Source organism: Niallia circulans NBRC 13626, from assembly GCF_001591585.1.
Lineage (GTDB): Bacteria > Bacillota > Bacilli > Bacillales > Cytobacillaceae > Niallia > Niallia circulans.
The window spans coordinates 90,985-111,442 of sequence record NZ_BCVE01000009.1; the positions used below are offsets into that span (position 1 = coordinate 90,985).

Annotated in this window: 19 protein-coding genes; 5 read left to right on the forward strand and 14 right to left on the reverse strand. The window is 34.7% G+C overall.

Annotated features, from left to right (window positions below):
• Positions 1-55: 55 nt before the first annotated feature.
• The 4 genes from gcvH to BCI01S_RS13185 form a co-directional block, all read right to left on the reverse strand.
• Positions 56-439: a glycine cleavage system protein GcvH gene (gene gcvH / locus BCI01S_RS13170; protein WP_047942277.1), complete on the reverse strand. Its 384-nt coding sequence runs from the start codon at positions 437-439 to the stop codon at positions 56-58.
• A gap of 67 nt (positions 440-506) precedes the next feature.
• Positions 507-863, reverse strand: a complete 357-nt coding sequence (locus tag BCI01S_RS13175) for an arsenate reductase family protein (protein ID WP_047942278.1) — start codon at positions 861-863, stop codon at positions 507-509.
• Between the two features lie 253 nt (positions 864-1,116).
• Positions 1,117-2,871 carry an acyl-CoA dehydrogenase FadE gene (locus tag BCI01S_RS13180; RefSeq protein WP_061799083.1) on the reverse strand — a complete coding sequence of 585 codons (1,755 nt, stop codon included), beginning with the start codon at positions 2,869-2,871 and terminating at the stop codon, positions 1,117-1,119.
• A 51-nt stretch (positions 2,872-2,922) separates the two neighbouring features.
• Positions 2,923-5,295, reverse strand: a complete 2,373-nt coding sequence (locus BCI01S_RS13185; RefSeq protein ID WP_061799088.1) for a 3-hydroxyacyl-CoA dehydrogenase/enoyl-CoA hydratase family protein — start codon at positions 5,293-5,295, stop codon at positions 2,923-2,925.
• 203 nt (positions 5,296-5,498) lie between these two features.
• Between BCI01S_RS13185 and BCI01S_RS24780 the strand changes: the two genes are divergently transcribed.
• The 3 genes from BCI01S_RS24780 (at position 5,499) to BCI01S_RS13195 (ending at position 6,444) form a co-directional block, all read left to right on the forward strand.
• Positions 5,499-5,633 (forward strand): YuzL family protein, encoded by a 135-nt coding sequence (locus tag BCI01S_RS24780; RefSeq protein WP_082138326.1) that lies wholly within the window; start codon positions 5,499-5,501, stop codon positions 5,631-5,633.
• 21 nt (positions 5,634-5,654) lie between these two features.
• On the forward strand, positions 5,655-5,927 hold the full coding sequence (locus BCI01S_RS13190) for a hypothetical protein (RefSeq protein WP_047942281.1): 273 nt from the start codon (positions 5,655-5,657) through the stop codon (positions 5,925-5,927).
• 178 nt (positions 5,928-6,105) lie between these two features.
• Entirely contained in the window at positions 6,106-6,444 is a 339-nt protein-coding gene (locus BCI01S_RS13195) for a spore coat protein (protein ID WP_047942282.1), read from the forward strand.
• A gap of 84 nt (positions 6,445-6,528) precedes the next feature.
• On the opposite strand, the gene BCI01S_RS13200 is transcribed toward BCI01S_RS13195, so the two are convergent.
• The 3 genes from BCI01S_RS13200 to BCI01S_RS13210 all read right to left on the reverse strand — a co-directional run bounded on the left by BCI01S_RS13200 (position 6,529) and on the right by BCI01S_RS13210 (position 9,766).
• Positions 6,529-6,777 carry a DUF2573 family protein gene (locus BCI01S_RS13200; protein WP_047942283.1) on the reverse strand — a complete coding sequence of 83 codons (249 nt, stop codon included), beginning with the start codon at positions 6,775-6,777 and terminating at the stop codon, positions 6,529-6,531.
• A 209-nt stretch (positions 6,778-6,986) separates the two neighbouring features.
• Positions 6,987-8,132 (reverse strand): rod shape-determining protein RodA, encoded by a 1,146-nt coding sequence (gene rodA, locus BCI01S_RS13205; protein ID WP_047942284.1) that lies wholly within the window; start codon positions 8,130-8,132, stop codon positions 6,987-6,989.
• Between the two features lie 347 nt (positions 8,133-8,479).
• On the reverse strand, positions 8,480-9,766 hold the full coding sequence (locus tag BCI01S_RS13210) for a methyl-accepting chemotaxis protein (protein ID WP_053215673.1): 1,287 nt from the start codon (positions 9,764-9,766) through the stop codon (positions 8,480-8,482).
• 453 nt (positions 9,767-10,219) lie between these two features.
• On the opposite strand from BCI01S_RS13210, the gene BCI01S_RS25275 reads away from it, so the two are divergent.
• Positions 10,220-10,411 carry a hypothetical protein gene (locus BCI01S_RS25275; RefSeq protein WP_141231662.1) on the forward strand — a complete coding sequence of 64 codons (192 nt, stop codon included), beginning with the start codon at positions 10,220-10,222 and terminating at the stop codon, positions 10,409-10,411.
• 146 nt (positions 10,412-10,557) lie between these two features.
• On the opposite strand, the gene BCI01S_RS13215 is transcribed toward BCI01S_RS25275, so the two are convergent.
• The 5 genes from BCI01S_RS13215 to BCI01S_RS13235 form a co-directional block, all read right to left on the reverse strand.
• The gene (locus tag BCI01S_RS13215) at positions 10,558-11,292 is read right to left on the reverse strand and encodes an amino acid ABC transporter ATP-binding protein (protein WP_047942286.1); all 735 of its coding nucleotides are present in this window, start codon (positions 11,290-11,292) and stop codon (positions 10,558-10,560) included.
• A 57-nt stretch (positions 11,293-11,349) separates the two neighbouring features.
• On the reverse strand, positions 11,350-12,051 hold the full coding sequence (locus BCI01S_RS13220; RefSeq protein WP_047942288.1) for an amino acid ABC transporter permease: 702 nt from the start codon (positions 12,049-12,051) through the stop codon (positions 11,350-11,352).
• Complete coding sequence (locus tag BCI01S_RS13225) at positions 12,038-12,859, reverse strand: amino acid ABC transporter substrate-binding protein (protein ID WP_061799091.1); 822 nt, start codon at positions 12,857-12,859, stop codon at positions 12,038-12,040. The genes BCI01S_RS13220 and BCI01S_RS13225 overlap by 14 nt, the downstream gene beginning before the upstream one ends.
• A 205-nt stretch (positions 12,860-13,064) precedes the next feature.
• Positions 13,065-13,610, reverse strand: coding sequence for a hypothetical protein (locus BCI01S_RS13230; RefSeq protein ID WP_082810053.1), 546 nt, complete (start codon positions 13,608-13,610; stop codon positions 13,065-13,067).
• A gap of 310 nt (positions 13,611-13,920) precedes the next feature.
• Positions 13,921-14,886, reverse strand: coding sequence for a carbohydrate kinase family protein (locus BCI01S_RS13235; protein WP_061799095.1), 966 nt, complete (start codon positions 14,884-14,886; stop codon positions 13,921-13,923).
• 266 nt (positions 14,887-15,152) lie between these two features.
• Here BCI01S_RS13235 and BCI01S_RS13240 point away from each other — a divergent pair, with 266 nt between their 5' ends.
• Positions 15,153-15,992: an undecaprenyl-diphosphate phosphatase gene (locus tag BCI01S_RS13240; protein WP_047942294.1), complete on the forward strand. Its 840-nt coding sequence runs from the start codon at positions 15,153-15,155 to the stop codon at positions 15,990-15,992.
• A 56-nt stretch (positions 15,993-16,048) separates the two neighbouring features.
• On the opposite strand, the gene BCI01S_RS13245 is transcribed toward BCI01S_RS13240, so the two are convergent.
• Both BCI01S_RS13245 and BCI01S_RS13250 read right to left on the reverse strand, forming a co-directional pair.
• Positions 16,049-17,077 (reverse strand): AI-2E family transporter, encoded by a 1,029-nt coding sequence (locus tag BCI01S_RS13245; protein ID WP_061799097.1) that lies wholly within the window; start codon positions 17,075-17,077, stop codon positions 16,049-16,051.
• A 247-nt stretch (positions 17,078-17,324) separates the two neighbouring features.
• Positions 17,325-20,450: an MMPL family transporter gene (locus tag BCI01S_RS13250; RefSeq protein WP_061799099.1), complete on the reverse strand. Its 3,126-nt coding sequence runs from the start codon at positions 20,448-20,450 to the stop codon at positions 17,325-17,327.
• Between the last annotated feature and the right edge of the window lie 8 nt (positions 20,451-20,458).

The window sequence follows — 20,458 nt, forward strand, 5'->3', positions numbered from 1 at the left end:
ACTTGTTTGGATTAATAGGTGGTTGAAATATCTTTATCCCGGTCTCTACATTAAATTAGCCTTCATTTGTCATTTCTTCATACTGCTCTGCTGACATAAGCGCGTCAATATCCGCTTTATCACTTGGCTCAATAACAACCATCCATGCTTTTTCATAAGGAGATTCGTTCACAAATTCTGGATTGTCACTAAGCTCTTCATTTACTTCAACTACTTTTCCGCTGATAGGAGCATATAATTCAGAAACTGTCTTAACAGATTCTACACTTCCAAAAGGTTCATTTGCTGTTACTTCATCGCCTACTTCTGGTAGTTCAACAAATACGATATCACCTAATTCAGATTGTGCAAAATATGTAATCCCTACACGTGCGTTATCTCCTTCAACTTTTACCCATTCATGTTCTTTTGAATATCGCAAATCCTTTGGTACTGCCATTATAACCCCTCCGTATTTATCATTTTTACTCTGTTAAACAGAGTTACTATTAAAAAAAGCAGGTCGCTTAAGCCCAACTTTCTTTAAACATCTCTTCTTTAAAGCCTAATGTTACTTTATTTCCATCTGTAGTTAAAGGGCGTTTAATTAACATGCCATCAGAAGCAAGCAAATCTAGTAATTCCTCATCCGACGCTTCCTTTATTTTATCCTTTAATCCAAGATCTCTGTATTTCTGACCTGAAGTATTGAAGAATTTCTTTAATTCAAGGCCACTTTTTTTATACAAATCCTCTAATAACGCACGAGAAGGAGGATTGTCCACAATATGTACTTCTTCATATGACACATGATTTTCATCCAGCCACTTTTTCGCCTTGCGACAAGTTGAGCATTTTGGATACCAATAAAAAGTAACTTTCATTCCATCACCCATAATCTATGTATTTTGAAACATTCAACTAAATATTATCACAATTTGATATAAAGTAAAACTTCAATCAGTGCCCACTTGTGCCAACTGTTATTTCCTTTCTTGCATTTTTCAGCTATTTCTTTAAGCAGGATAGATTACGACAGAATCAAACTAGATGAATCCCTCAATCAATTGACTAAAAAGAGGGTTCTTCTGATTCGTTTATTCCAGAAGAACCTGTTTGACTATTTATGATTACGCCTTACCCAAGATACTCTCCAGCTGTTAATAAATGTTTAGCAGCCTCTCTTTTCCTTGCAATGATTGGCTTTGGTGTGTATCTTGTATATTTCTTTAATACAGATAGTGCTAATCTTAGTTCATCACCGCTCAGCATATATGCTAACGTGTCTATTGCCTCTGTGATTACTTGTTGAAAGGCCTCTTGGCAATATATTTCGGTATATAATAATTTTTGTTTTTCTTCTTGCCCATTTTTCCCCATTGCCTTTTCTGTTCTTAAAATACAAGAATCCATTGCAAATACAGCATTAAAAATATTTGCTAGATTGACCATAATCTCTTGCTGCTCTTCCAATTTTTCTTTATATTTTTTCAACATCATTCCAAATAGCAGATAACTGATTTTTCTAGTATTGGAAAGAAGCATTTTTTCTTGGGATAGCAGCTTATCATCCGGCTCTTTCGGTAGGAAGGAGAGCATTTCCTTTTCCGTCATTTTGGCTAGTGCCAACAATGGGATTTCTCCTTTTAAACTCTTTTTAGCTAAGGTAGGAGGAATTAATAAGCGATTAATTTCATTTGTTCCTTCAAAAATGCGGTTGATACGCGAATCGCGATACATTCTAGCAATATCATAATCTTCCATAAATCCATTGCCACCATGGAGCTGCACACATTCATCTACTACCATATCTAATACTTCCGAGGCAAAAATTTTATTTAAGCTGCACTCTATAACATATTCATTTATGATTTTCGCCATTAGTGTCCATTCTATATCTGCATCTACTCCATCCATGGCTGAGGACAGTAATCCTGCTGTACGATAGACACTACTTTCTGCCGCGTAAATATATGCTGCCATTGTTGCATATTTTTCAAGCGTAAGCGGAAAATGAGATAATGGAGCCGAGAATTGCATCCGCTTATCCGTATAAGCAATCGTCTTTTTTAATGCTTCTTTACTAGCACCAATTGCTCCCAGACCAAGCTTATAGCGACCAATATTTAAAATATTTAGTGCGATTAAATGGCCTTTTCCGATCTCTCCTAGCACGTTTTCCACTGGTACATCGACATGATCAAAACGAACGGCGCAGGTGGAAGAGCTCTTGATTCCTAATTTATTTTCTTCTTTCCCTATTGAAACACCTGGAAAGTCTTTTTCTACAATAAACGCAGTAAAATGTTCTGAGTTTACTTTTGCATAGACGATAAAGACATCTGCAATTCCTGAATTAGTAATCCACTGTTTTTCGCCAGTAAGGGAATAGTGCGTGCCTTCCTTATTTAAGACTGCAGTTGTTTTTATACTAAGAGCATCCGATCCTGCTGTAGGTTCCGTTAACGCATAGGAGGCGATTTTTTTACCAACGGCTAAATCCGGTAAATATTTTTCCTTCTGCTTCTTATTTCCAAATAAAACAATTGGTAATGAACCAATCCCTATATGAGCCCCATGGGTTACAGAAAATCCCCCTGCAACAGACATTCTTTCAGAAATAATGGCTGTGCTGATTTTATCTAAACCCAAACCGCCATACGGTTCTGGAATATCTGAACTTAACAGACCCAGATTCCCTGCCTCTTCCATCAGCTGTTTTGTTATTGTAAATTGGTGATTTTCCATCTCCGCCAAATGAGGTAGTACTTTTTTCTGAACAAACTCACTTGTCATTTCTGCAATCATTTGATGCTCTTCTGTAAAATCCTCTGGAGTAAAAATTGCGTCTGTGGTGACCTGTTCCGTTAAAAAACTTCCACCCTTTTGCATAGTAATCCTATCCTTCCTTTCTTCCAGCACTTAATGTTTATGATCAAAATATTATATCTTTTTCGTCGTTAATGGTTTTCCTGTTTGCAATAGATAAAGCATTCTTTTTTGTGTCTCCTGCTCTTGTATTAATTGGATAAACGCTTCTCTCTCTAAATCTAATAAATAGTCCTCTTCCACTAATGTACCAAATTCTACACTGCCACCTGTAAGAACCGTAGCAAGATTGCTGGCAATCTCGGCATCATATTCTGAGATAAAACCTATTTTTTTAAGTTTATCAACTTCTTTCATTAAGAAGTCATAACCCTTTTTACCTGTAACCATAATCTTTTCTTTTTTAGCCGCTTGAAACTTTTCATCCGCTAATTGTAGAACTGCTCTTTTTGCATCTCTTAATAAAAATCGATCATTATTAGTTATCCCATCTCTCTCTGTTAAGAAGCCTAGTTCTTTCGCTTGAACCGCAGAGGCAGCTACCTTAGCAGTCAAAATGGTCTGAAATACTTCTACAGTAAGCTTCAGCATTTCCTCTGGTAAAAGTTGTTGATTTCCCTGCCACTTATTGCAATATAAGGCTGTTGTTCCGCCTCCGCCAGGGATAAGCCCTACCCCTGTTTCTACTAGTCCCAGATACGTTTCTAACGATGCTTGCACCTTACCTGCCGCCAGACAAATTTCTGCTCCTCCTCCCAATGTTTTTTGATAAGGGGCAGCTACCACTGGCTTCTGGCAATATTTTATGCGCTTCATGGCTTGCTGAAAACGGCGGACGGCTATCTGCAGCTCTACAATATCCTCATTTTGGGCTTCTAATAGCATTAAAGCTAAATTAGCCCCTAGACTAAAGTTCTTTTTTTCACTGCCTATAATCAGCCCTTTATATGCTTCTGACTCTACTTTTTCGATCGCCTTATCAATCATCGCAAGAATATCCATGCCAATGCTCATATTGGAGCTGTGTAATTCCAGTAATAATACTCCGTCTCCGATATCCATTAAACTTGCTCCATTATTGGAAAGAAGCACGCCTCTTTGCTTCTTCCATTCTTGTATGCATATTTGGTCCTCACTTTTTGGAATAGGCAGATAGTTGCCTTGATGGTAATAATGTTCTACTCCATTAATCTCTTTATAAAAGGATTCAAATCCTTGATCCAACATTTCTTTAATCCATCCAGGAATCTCTCGTGAATCTTTTTCCATTCGTTCTACTGTAGATTTTAGTGATAGTTCATCCCATAAACGAAACGGCCCATTTCTCCAATTAAATCCAGACTGAACAGCTTGATCTATCTCATAAATAGAATCGGAAATCTCCCCAACCATTTTGGCTGAATACAGTAAAAATGGAGCAATTCCTTTCCAGAGAAATTGTGCTTTTGGATTTTTTTGTTCTAAAAATAGAGGAAGCGATTGTTTCGCTGCTTTCTTTTTCATTCCAGTCAAATTCTTATACGTCCACGTATGATAATCTAGAACTTGTAGCCCCTCTTCCGTTTTTCGATAAAATCCCTTTTGTACCTTTCTGCCCAACATTTTTTTCTTAAGCATTTCTTCTAATAAAACAGGAATTTGGTACATCTCTATTTCTTCTGTGTCCTTCATTTTTCCTTGCATATTATGAATAACTTGATAAAAAGTGTCTAATCCAACCATATCTAGCGTATGAAAGGTGGCACTTTTTGGACGACCAATTAGTGGACCTGTTAATTGATCAACCTCTTCGATTGTTAAGTCTGCCTTTATCATTTCTTTTACAATATTTAAAAAAGCAAAGGAACCAATCCTATTTGCAATGAAGTTAGGAGTATCATTCGCTTTTACTACTACCTTTCCTAATTCTTCTTCTGCAAATTGACTGATTGTTTTTACAACATTTGAGGCAGTAACTTTAGTAGGAATAATTTCAAGTAATTTAATATAACGAGGTGGGTTAAAAAAGTGTGTACCTAAAAAATGGGCCTGAAAATCTGGAGAAAGATTTTCTTTCATCTGGTTAATCGATATACCAGAAGTATTGCTGCTGATAATAGATCCTTTTTTACGGTACTGATCTATCTTTTTAAAGAGTTCCTTCTTTATTTGCATATCTTCAATAATTGCTTCCACAATCCAATCTGATTCTTTTAATAAGGCAAAATCATCTTCTAGATTCCCAATTGTTAGTTGCGCTAAATTATTTAAAGATGTAAGCGGGCTGGGGGATTCTGATTTCATTTTTTCAATAGCAAGCCTGCCAAATCGATTCCTCACAACCTTATCTTTTAATGTAAGTCCTGCTTCTATTTCTTCTGCTAATAACTTAGTTGGCACGATATCCAGCAGAACCGTAGAAATTCCTGCATTAAGAAATTGTGCTGCAATCGCTGCCCCCATAACTCCAGAACCAATAACCGCAGCTGATTTTATCTCTTTCACCATGCATCCTCCTTGAAAAATGTATTAAAATTTGATGGTTTTCAAATGGCTTTAAAAAGGCTCCATTACTCTTTGTACGTCCAAGTGACGTGATTTTTAACAATAATTGTGTCAAATTATTCGTTTTTTCTCCATGCCGTGTACTCATTAAATAAGAAAAATAGGAAATGCTAGTAAAGAAATAGTAAAGGGAGGTGTATAAATAAATGGCTCGTCTTAAGAAGAACCCTTCTAAAGCAGGAGTTAGTGCGGCAAGTGTAAAAGGTAACGCTGGTCCAACAGTTGAAACAGATGGTGGCGGAAAAGTTAACAGTCAAAATAATCAATATAAAAAGCAATAGTTTAACAGGAGGTCGATTTTGATGCAGCAGCAACCAACTAATATGACACAACCTAACGGGATGATGATGAAACCACCTGTTATGGTAACAGTCAAAGATTCCCTTTACTTAACAGATATGCTTTCTTGGAATTTACTAGCAATGAAAAAAGCGCATTTTTTTGCACAAAATGCCCAAGATCCGGCAATTAAATCTCAGCTTGAGAAATGTGGACAAATGCATCAGCATCATTATGAAAGAATACTTAGTCACTTAGATACTAATAGTCAGCCAATGGTACAGCAACAGCAATAGATAGTAACGAAAAAAATTAGTGATTGTTTATTCAATTTTGCTCATTCTGCTAAAGAGATTGCCAAACCTTTTTTAGTTGACTATGCCTTTTGTAGAATGAGCACCTTTTCTTCGTAAAGGACTTTGAATAAGCAATCATCTTACTAAAACAATGATTTTATGAGGGAGGACAAAGAAAATGGATCAACAAAAGCCAATTCAAAACCCTGAGTCACAGGTTCCCAAAACACCGCAAATGAATGATCGCGATTTTACTAACGACATGCTTTCAACAGAAAAATACATGACTGATGCTTATTCAACAGCTTTAAACGAAGCTAGTAATGAAACACTCTATCAAGATTTATTATCCATTTTTACCGAAACACAAAATATGCAAAGAGAATTGTATGATTTAATGTTTCAAAAAGGATGGTATAAGCTTGAAGCTGCTGAGCAACAAAAAATCCAGCAATCTTATCAGCAATTCAAAGGATACAGTAACCAATTTCCATATGGAAACACCACTATTCAGTAAAACTCTCATTTTTTATCCACCCAAACACATTGTTATGGGTGGTGTTTTTTTACGCTTTGTCCAGCTTTCTTTATAGCATATGTTTTATTTTTGATTTTGTTTTCTTATCTCATTCATTTTTTTTATTTCCGATATAATTTGAACTATTGTTTGTTTCCCATCAGGGAATTTAGCATTCCAATGTTTTACTAAACCTGGCATATTTTTGGACATATAGGTATAGAGCATCCATATTTGCACTTTTTCCTTTAATTCCTCATTCTCTTCTCCAAGAAGTAATTCCGTATAATTACTCAATAAGGCGTCAAACTCCTCTTGAAATTTCTCGTCCAATTTCTATTCCCCCTTCGATTTTCATTGACAACGTGATTGAGTTGCTCTATTATAAGAGTACACCTAATGATAATGATTATCAATATCATTAACTTCCCATAATTGATATTCTTTCCTTTTCTTTCCCCCTCATTTAAAGAATCGAGAAAGAATACACAAAAAGAGGCTGCTTCCCTGTCAGCCTCTTTTTGTCATTAAATAAAAAACCGTTATTCATCACTAGAAAACATATATTTTTTATAATGATATCGAATGGAAAAAATCAATCCCATCGAAAGCATATTTCCCATCAAGGAACTACCTCCATAGCTAATAAAAGGGAGTGGTATCCCTGTAATAGGAAGAATTCCTACCGTCATCCCAATATTTTGGAAAACATGAAAACAAAGCATACTAATAATCCCTACGCTCATACAAGTATAAAAAGTATTTTTTGTTTCTAAGGCAACTTTTGTTATGTGATAAATAAGCAAGAAAAATAAACTAATAATAATACTAGCTCCAATGAAGCCAAATTCTTCGCCGACTACACTAAAAATAAAATCAGTGTGATTCTCCGGAAGCACTACTTCACTTGTGCCAACACCCTTTCCCGTTGTCTGGCCAGAACCAATTGCAAGCAAAGACTGCGTTAAGTGATATCCCGTTGTACTTTGGTATGTATAGGGATCTAACCAGGAATAAATTCTTCCCATCTGATATTCCTTCACTCCAAAATACATGGTAATCCAATCTGGATGCCAAATAACAAGGTAGAGGACAGCTGTTGCAATCACAGCAAAACTAGAAAAAATCGGCGTTAAAATCTTCCAGGAAATACCGGATATAAAAATCATCCCCAGCATAATAGCAAGAAAAACTAAGGAGGTTCCCAAATCTGGCTGCTTCATGACAAGAAGAAGTGGAGGTACCGTTACAGCTCCAATTTTAAATAAGAGAAAAAAGTCACTTTGTATCGTCTTTACTATATACTTTTCCTGATGATCTACAATGATTCTTGATAGTGCCAGTACTAAAAATACCTTTACAAACTCAGAAGGCTGCAGAGAAAAACCAGGTAAAGTGAACCAACTTTTGGCACCATTAATTTCTCGGGCAATACTGGATGGGGCGAATATAAGCACTACCAATAAGAATAGACCAAAAGCATACAGATACCAGGTCAGTTTCTTCAACTGATCCGAATCTAAACGAATTACGCCAATAATAATACCTATACCAACTACATAATACATAACTTGCTTTAACACATAGGATGAGTTTGCTCCATATATAGCAATAAGGCTAGTTAAACATAGAAGCATTAATATTAGAACAAGTGTATAATCTATTTTCGATGAATTTTTTGGGGACATATTGTCATTGCTCCTTGTTCAGTAAAACTTTTAACAGCTTATCATTCTTCCATTCAGAAATAATCATTTTTCACCATTTATATTTACCCCTAAATAAATAGAGTCATTCACACACATTTACAATTCTCCATTATATTTGTATTTGCATGAAATAACAACTTTCGACAATCATTTTTATAAAATTATTTATTTTCATTTCTAACTTTAACCAAATTAATAAAAAACTGTTTAAAATGTCATATAACTTACTCCTTTTATTTTCCCCCAAAAAAAGAGAATGATCAAATTAGCTCCACACCCAGAAAAATATTCTGGGATGTTAACTGCTACTTTGACCACTCTCTTATTTAGCCTTCTACATGTATGGTTTTTGTTAACTCCACTAAATCGTCTGCAATTTTAGCTAATGATTTAGTGGAGGAAGTGATTTCTTCCATTGCCGCCAGTTGTTCCTGAGAGGCTTCTGACACGTTCATGGAATTTTGACTGTTTTCCTTGGCAATGCCAGTAACTTGATCTACCGAACCTGCAACCTCTACTATATTCGTAGAAATTTTATGAGCAGCCTCTAAAATACTTTCCATTTGCTGACTCATGGATAACATCGATTCCGAAATTATCGTAAACTTTTCTTTTGTATCATTGGTAATATCAATGCCGTCTTTTACTTCCTCTGTCACTCGTTTCATTGTTTTAACAGAAGATAGAGTATCTTTTTGAATTTCATTTACCAGAACAGCGATTTGCTCAGCGGACTGATTGGACTGTTCTGCCAATTTCCTTACTTCCTCTGCTACTACTGCAAACCCTTTGCCTGCTTCGCCAGCCCTAGCAGCTTCGATGGCTGCATTTAATGCCAATAAATTTGTCTGATCAGCAATTTCTGTTATAACATTTAAAAATTGACCAATCTCCTGGGAACGCTCTTGTAATAATACAATAGAGTCATTCGATTCTTGCACTGAATTTTGAATCAAACTCATTTGCGTTACAGTATTATCAACAACTGCTTGTCCTTCTTTAGCTTTCAATACAGTATTATGAGTGCTTTTCACCATTTCTTCTGTATTCTTCGCAATATCTTTAATTTCATTATTCACAACAGCAACCGAATCAACAATGAAATCCATTCCTTTTGTCTGCTCTTCAGAACCAGCAGCAACACTTTGAATGGCAGCTGAAATCTGCTCTGATACATGGTTTGTTTCCACTGTATTAGCAGTCAGCTTTTCGGCAGAAGCATTTATTTGTTCAGATGTTTCATTCACTTTTTGTACTAAGTTGCGAATAAATTCTTTCATCAAAATAAACGCATCTGTTAGTTGGCCAATTTCATCATTAGAAGCTTTATGAATTTCAATATCTAATTCGCCTTCTGTAATTTTCTTTGTTGAATGCAATAATTTTTTCAGAGGAGAAATAATGATTCTCCGTGTAAATAATGCGACAATAACAGTTACAAAAATTAAATTAATGACAGTATTAACAAAAATACTGAATTCTTGTGGGAAGAAGCCGGCTTCTAGAATCATCTCATTTAGCTTAAAGGATATCATGGTGCTAAATAATGTAGCAAAAAAGATAATGACAATCATTTTTGTTCGTAAACTGCGAAAAATACTTCGTTTCTTCATATATATTCTCCTTCTAACCCTATAGTTATATATAGCTGTTTTTATACCAAGATAAAACTTTAACAATTATGTAATAAGACCTATTAATATCCAATATTAATAAATTGTTATAAATTAAATAGTTGTTTATACCTATTTTACAAAAAACAGTGTATTTAAGCAATTTTTATCCTTTTCCAAAAAAAAAGGGGTATAGCCAAACGTACGGCTATACCCAAAGTGAGAGGAGGTTATGGGGTTACGGTATAAAGAATATGCTGTGTATTCAGCTTCTAAGAAGGTGATACAAGCTATTCTTTATACTTATTAGATATGCTTTTTTATAAAATCAGTGAGGGCTTATCCCCTTTATTAATAAAAAAGGGCAATCATCCTTTTGCCTTTTTAACGGTAGTATATTTCATTATTCGGACATATACTACATTATAAAGATTAGCGGAAAGAAGGTTCTAAATGAAAAACACCTTATATGTAAACTCTATCATCTATTGCTGTTTGTTGACTGTCTTTGCGACGACTCTTTTTTATATACTGACTGGTTTAACCGTTTTTACTATTGCCTCCTTGATTTCAGGGGTGTTAGTAGCTTTCATTAGTTTATTAGAAGAAGAGGTCATCCATAAGAAAATCCATGACGAACATTGAGTCTATTAAAAAAAATAAATTAGTCTTTTATGTATAAAAAAAGAAAAAGGGGACCACAATGATACTACAAAGTGTAATTCCCCCTTTTGTTTAGAGCTGTTTCAGATTAATTCTCGCTTTTGAGAAATTCCTGACCAGCTCTTTTTTTATTGAATTAATTGAAGAAATTGCCGTGTTCTTGCTTCTTTAGGGTCAGAGAAGATTTCATGCGGGCTGCCTTTCTCTACAATATAGCCACCATCCATGAAAATTACTTCGTCCGCAACTTCTTTCGCAAATTTCATTTCATGGGTAACAATAATCATCGTCATGCCTTCATTCGCAAGTTGCTTTATTACTTTTAAAACTTCTCCAACAAGCTCTGGATCCAACGCAGATGTTGGTTCATCGAATAACATTACTTCTGGTTCCATCGCAAGTGCTCTGGCAATGCCGACTCGCTGCTGCTGCCCACCTGACAGTTGGAATGGGTAAAAATCGATTTTATCACCCAGTCCTACTTTATTTAGTAAATCAGCCGCTTTCATGCTTGCCTTTTCTTTTGATTGCTTTTTCACCGTGATGGGACCTTCCATCACATTCTCAATGGCAGTTTTATGGGGAAAAAGATTATAGCTTTGAAAAACCATTCCTGTTAATTTTCGAAAATCTGTTATAGCCTTTTTCGTTACTTTCGTCGAGAAATCCAATTGCTTATTCTCTATTGTAATATGACCACTAGTTGGTATTTCTAATATGTTTAAACATCGAAGCATCGTCGTTTTTCCTGATCCAGAAGGACCAATAACAACAATGACTTTCCCTTTGTCCACTTCTAAATTTATGTCCTTTAATACTTGTAAATCGCCAAAATGCTTAGACAACCCTTTAATTGAAATCATGATGTTCGCTCCTTCCTCTATCGATTATTTTAGTCTTCCTGCCTAATAGAAGCTTTTTTATTTACTTAAGTGACGGCCGAATCGATTTTCCAGTCCTTGCTGGATAATAGAAAGAGGGAAACAAATAAGCCAATACAATAGGGCTACCTCTGAATATAGCAATAAGAACTCATAATTCGTACTTGCGATTTCCTGTGCCTTTCGAAACATTTCTGTTACTAGAATTAAGGCTGCTAGAGACGAATCTTTAATTAAACTGATAAATGTATTAGACAATGGCGGAATCGAAACACGTGCAGCCTGTGGCAAAATAATTCTTTTTAAATTTTGAACATAGCTCATCCCAATGGAATAGCCAGCTTCCCATTGACCATTAGGAATACTTAAAATGGATCCTCTGACTATTTCCGATCCATACGCTCCAACACTTAATGAAAAACCTATAATAGCTGCTATAAAAGGTTCGAGCGTAATACCAACATTGGGTAACCCGTAAAAAATAATAAAAAGCTGTACGAGTAATGGTGTTCCGCGAATGATGGAAACATAGATTCCAGCAATCGCCCGAAAAATTTTTATACTGGATAATCTAGCTAAAGCGGTTAATACAGCTAAAATTATCCCAATAATAAAGGATATAATGGATAGTGGTATCGTATATAAAATAGCCCCCTTCACCAAAGGAAGAAGGGAACTAACTGCTATATCATAATATCGTTGGAATGCTTCTGCGTCAGTAAAAATGCTATTTAAGTACATCTTCTCCGAACCATTTCTCTGATATTGATTTATACGTACCATCATCAATCATTTCTTTAAGTGCTTTATTTACCGCTTTAACTAATGTATCATTTCCTTGTCTAAACATTAAACCACTATGCGCTACATCATCAGCAGTATCGACAATTTTAACTTTTACATCTGGCTTTTGCTTTTTAAAATCTAAGAAAGATAATTTATCATTAACGGTAACATCTACTCGTTTTGCGTTAAGAAGTTCAATCGCTTGATTAAATCCATCCACTCCAACTAGCTCTGCACCATTCGTTTTGGCAATTTCCGCATAATTACTTGTTAATGATTGTGCTGACTTTAATCCTTTCATATCTTTAAAACTTTTCACATCTGAATCTTCTCTCGTGATAAGAACAGCAGCAGAAGAAATGTAAGGATCAGAAAATGCATACTTCGCTTTTCTTTCATCATTAATCCCTACTTGGTTTGCAATCATATCAAAGCGCTTTGCATCAAGGCCTGCAAACATGGCATCCCATTGTGTTTCCTTAAATTCTGCTTTCACTCCTAAACGTTTTGCCACTTCTTGTGCAATTTCCACATCAAATCCAGTTAGCTTCCCAGAATTATCATGAAAAGTAAAGGGAGGGTATGTACCTTCCGTACCAACTATTAATGTGCCCTTATCTTTAATTTGTGCCAATAAATCTGCGTTGCTATCAGCTTTTTTATCTGCAGAATCTTTTGATCCCTTATCTGAATTGCTGCCACAAGCAGCTAACACAATGGTAATACTTACCAACAAACTTAATAATATACTAAATTTTCTCATATTATTCCTCCTTATTCCGATAAGACTTATCAGCAATAGCTATCATAGTATAGGGGATTACCATTTGTCAAAGCATTGATTTCTCCTTTTTATTTTCACCAAAAGTTCTGACATTAACCATGTGAAATATATCCATTTGATACAAAAAAAAAGCGACCTTTTAAACGGTCACTTTTTTCCAATTATATAAAAATAAATAAATGCATTAGGCTGCCGGCTTTCTGAAAACAAGTGAGTATAGATGTAATTTCCCTTCATAGACTTTTTGCATTTTATATTCATCTAATAAATCATAGGGGGTCATTAAACATGGGGGCTTATTAAAAAATAGGACACCACTGTCATGCAAAATCGATGCAACAAATTGCGAACAAAAATAAGCATTTTTACGATTATATGGGATTTTTAGTAAAATAAATAAAAGCCCAAGTAAATTGTAGCGATAATTTCTTTGTTCTTTTTCCATCTGCTCAATTTTTTTCTTCATGTTTTCATATTGTGTTTGCGTAACAGAAATGGAATAAATAATACACCTACTGTTTCGAAAAAAACTATGCTGGACATTTTCCTTCACAAATCCACCGATAAATGGATTGCTTGGCTTTCTTCTTCCAAAACTATAAACTTCATTTAATTGCGGATCAAAAGAAATAGATGCATGATTATGGGGCTTTCTTGTAAAAAATTTAATACAACGTGTAAATAAAGTGCCTGTATCCGTTAAAATAATATATACCTTTCTTTCAGTCACACAAACACCCCTCCTTCGCATTAATATTTACTTATCGAAAAAGCTGTTAATCCTGGCTTCTTTTGTAAACACCTTCGAATAAAAGTTATAATCTTTACTACTCCTCTTTGTTATCATATAGAGTTTAACCCCGGCTGGAAACAAACTCTTGTATTATTTTTATCTACGTCTTTAGACTTAAAAAAGTTACATAAAAAGCATACTTACTTAGAAATATAATAATTCTCTATAAGTAAGTATGCTTTATTTAAAAAATCATGCTTTTTTTCCAGTTTTCAAATTCAACGCAATATCTATGCAATCCTATCTCCTATACTTCGTTTTCACAGAGCAATGGTGATTCAGCTCTTCCCATAATCATTTGATAATCTGGAAGAATCGGCAAGGAACCAGCCTTTGTAGCTACTATTGCCCCCAACCGATTAGCTTGATCCATATAAGACTCCATCTCTTTTTTGCAAGCTGGAAATCCCTTTTTATAAATACATGCAAGAATCGTTGCCATAAACGCATCGCCTGAACCATTCGTATCTATTGCCTTTACCACCTTTCCAGCCATTTGGACTTTTTCTTCGTATAATAGTCCAATTGCCCCCTTTTCGCCCAAAGTAATTAGCTTGAGAGGTATTTGGAACTTCTCCAAATTTGCTAAGCCCTTCTCTACCGATTGAACCTCTAATAGAAAGAGAAGTTCTTCTTTTGACATTTTTAGAATATCTACAAAAGACAAAAATTCCATCATCACTTGTCTACATTCCTCTTCATTTTTCCATCTTTTAATCCGAATATTTGCATCAAAAGCAATGAATAAGCCTTTTTCCTTTGCGATTTCAATCGCCTTCTTTGTCGCTGCTCTTGCACTTGGATGAAAGAGTGTCCCAGAACCAAAATAAAAGATCGATTTATTTTCAAAAGATGATTCCTTAAGATCTGATTCTAATACAATTTCATTTGGCGTTTCATTTTCATATTTATGAAAATATCTTTCTCCAGATGCATCTAAATGGACATATACTTTCGATATTTTCTTGGTTGGTGTACGAACGCTGTCTTCAAGATTTATTTTTTCTTTTAACATTTCCTTTTCGACAAATTGGCTATCTTCTCCGCTTCCTAGTTTTGTAAGATAAAAACTAGGAATAGTAAATCTACTGATATGTACAGCAACGTTCACAGAAGCTCCCCCTAAACTTCTTTCAAAACAATTATTATCACTCGATCGTGAAACATAATCGATAAACGCATCGCCAAGAGACAGGATTCCTTTTCGTTCCATTTCGTGATTCTTCCTCTCTATCTTTTTCTATCTTTCTAGTATATCTTCTTTTATTCCTTTCGCTAATATTAATTAGTGAAACTTCTGTATTTCTTTCTGCGTTATACTTTATGTGTTTTTATATCGAAAAATGGAATAGGAAACCAAGTCTAATTTAATATTCAATATAGCATTCAGCTTTTGCTAAATTTTTGATATGATAGATAGGCGTATGCTTTCGAGTAAGAATATAATTTTGAAATGAATGGATAAATAGGAGTGAAAAAATGTTGGATAAGTTATGGGATTTGATAGTGGCCTTTATTTTGGGCATAGTAGAAGGTTTGACGGAATTTGCACCTGTATCATCAACTGGACATATGATACTAGTCGATGATTTATGGTTAAAGTCAGGGGAGATTTTTTCACCTGAAGTAGCTAATACCTTTAAAGTTGTTATTCAATTAGGGTCGATTTTGGCAGTAGTAATTATCTTTAAAGATCGTTTCTTAAATATTCTTGGTTTGAAAAAAACAATTAATGGTGAAAAAGTAGTCGGACATAAATTAAGCTTAGTACAAGTTCTTATTGGGTTAATTCCAGCTGGTGTTTTAGGACTTCTTTTTGATGATTACATAGATGAACATCTATTTAATTTTGAAACAGTTGCATATGCTTTAATTGTGGGTGCAGTCCTAATGATTATCGCAGACTTTACGCAAAAGAAGAAGAAACCAACCACAACTTCTTTGGATCAAATTACAAATAAGCAAGCATTTTTCATTGGTTTATTTCAATGTATCGCCCTATGGCCAGGCTTTTCAAGATCTGGATCAACGATATCTGGCGGTGTACTTATGGGGCTAAGCCACCGGGTAGCAGCTGACTTTACCTTTATCATGGCAGTACCAATTATGGCTGGTGCAAGCTTTATCTCTTTACTAAATAATTGGGAATACATTACATCTGCTGCTCTCCCATTCTTTATCGTTGGATTTATCAGTGCATTTATTTTCGCATTAATTTCTATACGCTTCTTTTTAAAGCTAATCGATCGAATTAAATTAACACCATTTGCGATCTATCGTATTGTGCTTGCTATCATTATCATTGTTGTGTTTATTTAATAATATTTATAAAGAAAAAGTCATCTCCCCGGAGATGACTTTTTCTTTATACCCACCTATTTTTCTTTTATGGATTCTTTTCGTTGTTTTTCACTCTTCACTTCTAATATATCTAACAAGAATATAAAAATCGGAATACCTACAATTAATCCCCATACTCCAAAGAAGTGTTCGGAAAATATTAAAACAATGAATGTGAAAAAAACTGGTAAATCGGTCTTAGAAGACATTAGTTTAGGATTTAATATATATGCTTCAAGCGCATGAATTACAACAATTAAGATAACAATTGAAATGACATGTGTTATTCCTCCGACCGTATAACCGATAATACATAATGGAATAAAGGAAATAATAACCCCGGCAACTGGTATTAAACCCAGTAAGAAAATCATAATACCTAATCCAAATAATTGAGGAAAGCCTAAGAAATACAAGGAAGTTGTCGTTAACACACAATTAATAATGGCAATAATAAATTGTGCTTCTATTACTTTTCCAAAGGTTGCTACAAATTTTTTACAGAAATATTTACATTCAAAGTAAATTGGTGCTATTTTACTAGTATGAAAACGAGTAGCAAACAACCGTAATCTGTCTTTTTCTAACAAAAAGAATAGGCTTAATACTATCGCCATAAACACTTGAAGCAGATTTCCCCATATATTTGTAAAATACTTAAATATAAAGGTAAAGCCCTGATGTAAATAGGTCGTTACATTAAGATTATTTATTGTATTTACTATAAAATTCAAGACTGCATTGTCATGTGGCTGCATATAAAAGTCTGTGATTTGGATAACCAAAATCGAGATTTGCTGGATGACAACAGGTAAATAGGTGGAAATCCCATATATGAGCAAAAATAATACAGTAAAATATAGCAAAATAACCGCAATTGATCGTTTTATCGCAAATTTGCTTGTAAAAAACTGAACAAGTCGATCCATTAGGTAAGAAAATATAAAAGTAAATAAAATGAGATTTATCATACTACGTACAAAATAAAGGCTTAAACCAATTAAAAACAAAATTAAAAATCTTTTTACTGCTTTTTTTTGAAAAAAATGAAGCAACATCTCCATGCAAAAGACTCCTGACGATTTAAAATACCTAACTACTATAAAATATCTTTTCTTTATCCTTTATTATCAATCCAAAAATGAAAAATAACAAGAAAAAACGTTTTTTTTCACAGATTAATTTCAATTCCATTATCTAGAGAAAAATTTCATTTAATCCGTTCTCCTTCATCCACTTACAACAAAATCATTGCCTATATGAAAAGGAAGGCTTTAAGTGTATATACCCTAAATGCCTTCCTCTTCCTTATTAATCCTTTATTCGTTTAAATGGCCACCAGTTTGCTTCTCCAAAATTCTTTACTAGAACAGGTATAAGCAATGGCAAAATGATAAATGCATATAGGAATAATCCAACTAATACAATGCTTGCTATCTGTAATAGGGATAACATTCCTGATGGCATCATCGCTGCAAATGTTCCACCTAAGATGATAGCTGCAGAAATGATGACTGTCCCCATCTTCTTCATCGCTTCTAACATCGCATCTTTTATCGTTAAATTCTTATATTCATTAAATCGATCCATAAGGAAAATACTATAATCCACACCTAAAGCTACTAAAATAACAAATCCAAAGAATGGTACTGCCCAACTGATCCCAGAATAGCCCAGCAGATTCACGTAGATTGCCTCATTTATTCCAAGCGTTGTATAGAATGTTAAAATTAACGATCCAATAATATAAGCCGGCATAATGATAGACCGGAATAAAAAGATTAAAACAATCGAAATCCCAATCATCATCCAAATAACAGTATTTGTATAATCAGCATTGGACATAGTGCGAAGATCTGCATTGGTACTAGTAATCCCGGAAACAGCAATTTCCGCATTTTCAAGCTTGGTTCCTTTTGTTATTTGATCAACTCTATCTTTTATCTTATCAATTTGATCAATTGCTTCATTTGAATATGGATTGTCTGAGAATACAACGTCAAATGTCATGATTTTGCGATTTGGAGATAGGTACGTATCTAATGCCCCTTTAAATTCATCACTCGCTAATACTTCATCTGGAATATAGAAACTGTTTGTTTCGTTTTTAGATAATCCAGATAAATAATCCTTAGCAGAACCTAAACCTTCAGAAACTTGATCTAATCCTTCAGCACTTTGTGTTAATCCGTCCGTTAATTGGCCAAGCTGACCACCTATATCACTAAACCCATCTAGTAATTGCTTCTGTCCCTCATTAATACTACTTAATCCATTCGTTAATTTAGGCATATTGTTCACAATCTGCCCTTGGCCATCTGCTAATTGGTCTAATCCTTTTTGCTGTTGATCGATACCAGCAATTAATTGCTGCAGTCCAGCCGAAATATTTGCTTGATTTTTTAATATTTCTGCATAGCCTGCATTCGCTTTACTCATTCCTGTTTGTAATTTAGCTAACCCTGTATTTAATTGATCGATACCAGCATTAATTGCGGGTAATTGTTGTTGTGCTCCTAAAAATCCTGCTTTAATTCCTATATATGCTGGGTTATCAGCTAATCCAGCATATGTCCCTTCTAAAGAACCAAACGATTCTTTTGGTACTTTATTTAGCCCCTGTGCCAATTGCTCTAAACCTGAATTAATTTTTTGATATTCCCCGAGAATAGCAGATAGACCTTTCTCTGCCTCTTTATATCCAGTTTGTAATTTATTATGCTCATTCAACAGTGCTTCTGCCCCTGTTTTTGCCTGTTGTAATCCTGACTTTATTTGATCAGAACCAGCAGAACCTTGGCGAATGCCTTGTTCAATTTTTTCTAAGTTAGACTGAATTTCTCCCAAACCAGATTTCACATCATTTGTTCCTTTAATGAGCCCATTAATCCCATCTGCTGCGTCATTCAACTGTGGTCCTGATTTTTGCAGTTCATCTCCGGCACTGTGAAGCCCCTCACTTATTTGATCAATTCCTTCTTTTCCTTGGCCCAAACCTTCTTCTAAGGTTTTCGCTTGATTAGAAATATAAAGATCTTCAATGGAGTCTCCCATTGGTCTCGTTACAGACCGAACTCTATCCACCAAATCTACTTTAGCTAATTCATTCGTAATCGTATCTGCTAAAGATAAATACTCTATTGTATCTAATTGGTCATCATTTTTTAAAATTACGGTTGTTGTCATGGACTCGCCTGGTCCAAAGCTGTCCGCAATTGCATTAAATGCTTTTATCGATGAATAATCATCCCCAATTTCTTCTAAAGAATTAAAAGAAATATCACCATCATAGGTAACAAGGAAGGGAACACAAATACATGCTACAACCAATAAGGATAGCAGCGGTCTTTTTATAGAGAAATTACCCGCCACTTCCCAAATCTTGCTGTCTCCATGCTCTGCCGACCCTTTAGATGGCCAGAATAATTTCTTCCCTAATAACAGCATAAAAATTGGTACAACCGTAAATAAGGCGATAAGTAAAATAGCTACCCCCACTGCTACGGCAGAAGCAGATTGATAAAGCACAAATTTAGAAAATCCTATCGCAGCAAACCCAATCATTACCGCAATACCGCTAAAAAAGACTGTTCTTCCCGCATTTTTGTACGTTTCGACTATCGATTCCCAAATACTTTCCCGATGCATCATTTCCTCTTTAAACCTACTTAATAGTAGAATACAATAATCCGTCCCTATTCCAAAGAGAACAGCAACCAAGAAAATTTGTGTATACGTGGAAAGTGGGAAATTAAATTGATCTACTAGAATAGACACAATAGATTGGGATGCTAAGTATGTAAGTCCTACTGTAATTAAAGGAATAAATGGCGCAATTACAGATCTAAAAACAATTAACAATACAGCCAGAATGAAGACAACTGTGATTCCTTCTGTCTTCTTTAATCCCTCTTGAGAACTATTTACCAAATCCTGATCAATCATCCAGTTGCTGGTATAATAGTGATCCACATCATATTTTTCAATTGTTTTATATAATGCGTCGCTGACCTCTTCCGCTTCTCTATCATTCCAACTAATAGTCAATGATGTGAGGATGGTTTTTCCATCATCTGAAACCAACTGGTCCTTTAATTCCTCCTTTTCAAACGAGGAAAGTATATCTGTAATTCCTAACTTTTTCTTATTGGCTTCTAATGCATCCACTGCTTTTTTCGCTTCCGCAATATCTTTTTCCGTCAACTTCTTATCATTATGAAAGACTAAAGCCACTGTTGACTGTTCCCCTGCATTTTTCTGATTCTGAATTTCATCAAGAATTTTTCCAGCCTCAGAAGAAGAGTATTCATCAGGTATAGTAATCTGTCCTTTTTCCTTCACTAAATCTCCCATATTTGGAGCTATTATAAATAAACCGACTATAGCGATAATCCATGCTCCAAGAATAAACCATTTTCCCTTTAAAATAGCATTCAACTTTATTC

Bases quoted from the DNA above. Each gene is read 5' to 3' on its own strand.
- gcvH (WP_047942277.1), bottom strand. From the start codon at position 439: ATGGCAGTACCAAAGGATTTGCGATATTCAAAAGAACATGAATGGGTA.
- BCI01S_RS13175 (WP_047942278.1), bottom strand. From the start codon at position 863: ATGAAAGTTACTTTTTATTGGTATCCAAAATGCTCAACTTGTCGCAAG.
- BCI01S_RS13180 (WP_061799083.1), bottom strand. From the start codon at position 2,871: ATGCAAAAGGGTGGAAGTTTTTTAACGGAACAGGTCACCACAGACGCA.
- BCI01S_RS13185 (WP_061799088.1), bottom strand. From the start codon at position 5,295: ATGGTGAAAGAGATAAAATCAGCTGCGGTTATTGGTTCTGGAGTTATG.
- BCI01S_RS24780 (WP_082138326.1), top strand. From the start codon at position 5,499: ATGGCTCGTCTTAAGAAGAACCCTTCTAAAGCAGGAGTTAGTGCGGCA.
- BCI01S_RS13190 (WP_047942281.1), top strand. From the start codon at position 5,655: ATGCAGCAGCAACCAACTAATATGACACAACCTAACGGGATGATGATG.
- BCI01S_RS13195 (WP_047942282.1), top strand. From the start codon at position 6,106: ATGGATCAACAAAAGCCAATTCAAAACCCTGAGTCACAGGTTCCCAAA.
- rodA (WP_047942284.1), bottom strand. From the start codon at position 8,132: ATGTCCCCAAAAAATTCATCGAAAATAGATTATACACTTGTTCTAATA.
- BCI01S_RS13210 (WP_053215673.1), bottom strand. From the start codon at position 9,766: ATGAAGAAACGAAGTATTTTTCGCAGTTTACGAACAAAAATGATTGTC.
- BCI01S_RS25275 (WP_141231662.1), top strand. From the start codon at position 10,220: ATGAAAAACACCTTATATGTAAACTCTATCATCTATTGCTGTTTGTTG.
- BCI01S_RS13215 (WP_047942286.1), bottom strand. From the start codon at position 11,292: ATGATTTCAATTAAAGGGTTGTCTAAGCATTTTGGCGATTTACAAGTA.
- BCI01S_RS13220 (WP_047942288.1), bottom strand. From the start codon at position 12,051: ATGTACTTAAATAGCATTTTTACTGACGCAGAAGCATTCCAACGATAT.
- BCI01S_RS13225 (WP_061799091.1), bottom strand. From the start codon at position 12,859: ATGAGAAAATTTAGTATATTATTAAGTTTGTTGGTAAGTATTACCATT.
- BCI01S_RS13235 (WP_061799095.1), bottom strand. From the start codon at position 14,886: ATGGAACGAAAAGGAATCCTGTCTCTTGGCGATGCGTTTATCGATTAT.
- BCI01S_RS13240 (WP_047942294.1), top strand. From the start codon at position 15,153: ATGTTGGATAAGTTATGGGATTTGATAGTGGCCTTTATTTTGGGCATA.
- BCI01S_RS13245 (WP_061799097.1), bottom strand. From the start codon at position 17,077: ATGGAGATGTTGCTTCATTTTTTTCAAAAAAAAGCAGTAAAAAGATTT.